The sequence below is a fragment of the Microcystis sp. M53602_WE12 genome, from assembly GCF_030065455.1.
Lineage (GTDB): Bacteria > Cyanobacteriota > Cyanobacteriia > Cyanobacteriales > Microcystaceae > Microcystis > Microcystis aeruginosa.
Map to the genome: position 1 here is coordinate 1 of NZ_JASJFB010000259.1, position 2,699 is coordinate 2,699.

The 2,699-nt window shown below is 41.4% G+C and carries 2 protein-coding genes and 1 pseudogene; all 3 read right to left on the reverse strand.

Annotated features, from left to right (window positions below; genetic code table 11):
- Positions 1-84: 84 nt before the first annotated feature.
- Entirely contained in the window at positions 85-660 is a 576-nt protein-coding gene (locus tag PX482_RS09510; protein WP_288023583.1) for an Alr1449 family protein, read from the reverse strand.
- 537 nt (positions 661-1,197) lie between these two features.
- A complete protein-coding gene (locus PX482_RS09515) occupies positions 1,198-2,157 on the reverse strand; it encodes an aldo/keto reductase (protein ID WP_288023581.1) in 960 nt (319 codons plus the stop codon).
- A 358-nt stretch (positions 2,158-2,515) separates the two neighbouring features.
- Positions 2,516-2,699: pseudogene (locus tag PX482_RS09520) on the reverse strand (sugar ABC transporter substrate-binding protein); the annotation flags it as partial.

A 2,699-nucleotide genomic window follows, 5' to 3' on the forward strand; every position in this document is an offset into this window, starting at 1 on the left:
CACCAGAGTCGAGCGATCGATTTTTCCATTATCACAATTAAGGTTTTTTGTCAAGGAAATTTTCCTGCAAAATTGCTATTACCTTTAGTCGGGGAAAGCTAAACCGCTGCGGGGATCGCGAATGTATAAACCTAACACCAGCGAGGAGATAACCGTATCCCAGACGGGGGTGAATTTTTCCGCATCATCGACCCAATAATCCATAGTAATTAAACATTGAACTCCAGAACCAATACCCACGGCAATACGGGAATAAGCTGGCCGATTTTCTTGGGGGTCGATGAATTGAATTTGCACCCAAACAATGCGCGCAGTTTGGCGTTTTTCTTGGATAACTTCGCCAATTTCGTGAGGATTGCGGCTATCTTCACGAGCTAACTTTTTGACCATTCCTTTTAGGGGTAATTCTTTCCAATCTCCGGGGGGAAGTAAATTATAGGAAACCTCTAAACGACAATCATCATTGGGGGGTTTTCTATCCAAAAAACGAAAGGAATTATCATCGGGTTCAAAATGCCAATCTTGAGGAACTTCAAAGCGCACTGCACCGCGACCAGCTACAAAAATACTATTACCTGGACTAGATTTCCAGTTATGATCTGGATTTAAGTCGAGGGTTTCTTTGATCCATTGCAGATTGTGTTTTTTGGATTTAGCCATAGGGATAATCCTGCGATCAGAATCGGACTATAGCTATCATTATACAGGCTTTTTCCTGAGAATTAAATATCAAGCCTTTCTCATAAAGATGAAGTAAAACGTAGGGTGCGTTACTAACGCACCACCTATCATCAACTAAGTAGCCAGTCGTAGGGTGCGTTACTAACGCACCACCTATCATCAACTAAGTAGCCAGTTACAATCAAAGAACAGGAACTGAATCTCACTTTCGTAAATCTACTAAGTTGGGATTTTTAAAGGGAAACTCTCTTTTAAAATTGGCCGTTACTTCCGATTTTATCACTCAATCCAAGCTTTTGGGGGGTTCTACCCCCCAACCCCCCCGTTGGGGTCGTGGCGCCGCCCCCAAACCCCGGAGCGCATTAGTTTTTCGGTGGGATGCTTAGACGCGATTGTTCATATTTTTGTACCAATTTAAGAGTCACTGATAATTGCTGATTGTCGGTATTTCTGCAAATGTTGAGATGCACCCACCAAAACTTCTATCTCACCCTTAGGATAACTGCTGCATAATTTTTAGAAATCCCACAGCACGGGATTATCATCCAAGAAATCAGTTACCTGTTTACCAATATTATCAATTAATTTTAGGTCTTCTGGGGTTAAATTAATTGTCATTGCCTGAGCGTTATTAACTGCTTGAGCAGCATTTCTTACCCCAGCAATTGCATTAGTTTGGGGTTGCTTAATTAACCAAGCAAGAGATAATTGAGCTAGGGAACAATTATAGCGGTCAGCAATCGGTTCTAATTGATTTAAAGCCGCTTGTACCCTCTGAAAGTTTTCGCCATGAAAGAGTTTATTTTTAATTCTATGGTCTTCCGCTGCCAACTGATAACCATTTCTAAATTTTCCTGTTAATAAACCTTGGGCAAGGGGAGAATAGGCGAGAATAGAAATATTATTTTCTATACAATAGGGCATAATTTCCTTTTCTACCGAGCGCCAAAACAGAGAATAGGGAGGTTGAATACTCTCAATTCTGCCGTATTGACTGGCTTCTTCCAGTTGAGAGCGGGAGAAATTGGAAACCCCTATAGCGCGAATTTTTCCCTGTGCCTTTAGATAATTAAGAGCGGCCATAGTTTCAGAAATAGGCACTATTTCCGTGTTCCATGAACCACTAGGCCAATGAATTTGGTAAATATCTATATAATCAGTTTGGAGGTTTTTTAAAGAGCGCTCGCAAGCTGCGATAACTTGCTCATATTTGAGGTGATTAGCAAAGACTTTGGTGGCATAAATTACCTGTTCTCGCATATCGGCTAAAGCTTGAGCGACAATCAATTCTGAGTGACCTTCCCCGTAGATTTCGGCTGTATCTACAGTGGTAATTCCTGCCTCAAAAGCTGCACGAATAGCCTTAATACTTTCCTCATCTTCAATACCTGCCCACATCTTTTTTCCTGCTTGCCAAGTACCCACAAGAAGGGGAGTAATTTCTATATTAGTCTGACCGAGATAGCGTTTTTGCATAACAGTTTTTTTGATGGGTTATGTATGCTTAGGGTTTTAGTCGGGTTTAGGGTTTAAAATCTCAGCTAAAGAGGACTAAAGTGACAAGGATAAAAACCTTTACCAGTAGGGGTGTAAAGAACAAACTTAACAAGCCACAAAAAAGACCTAATAAGCGGGTACTGAGGCTAATTATTTCGCCTTGAACATTATAGCTAATCGACAGGGCGATGAGGGCTAGAGTAAGGAGAAAAATCATAGTTTTCTTTCCTGAGTCTATTGAGCAGAAAAGCCGTGACTGCTCACGACTTTTTGCCGTTTCTATATCTATTATTAGCTCGATTACTGGGCTAATGACATCGGGGTAAAGTGAACTTTTTTAACGGAAAAGATTTAAAAATCCGTTGAAGAGGCCTGTCAGACCGGTAAAGGGACTTAAAACCGTGCCGAGGGTGTCGGTGGCAGAGGCCAGACCGCTACGATGAACCACAACCACATCATTATTGCGGAGAATCGGGTTAGTTTTCTCGTTGATACCCTGGGAAAAATCGATGTTAATTGAG

Excerpts from the sequence above, each read along its gene's own strand:
- PX482_RS09515 (WP_288023581.1), bottom strand. The coding sequence starts at position 2,157 with ATGCAAAAACGCTATCTCGGTCAGACTAATATAGAAATTACTCCCCTT.
- PX482_RS09510 (WP_288023583.1), bottom strand. The coding sequence starts at position 660 with ATGGCTAAATCCAAAAAACACAATCTGCAATGGATCAAAGAAACCCTC.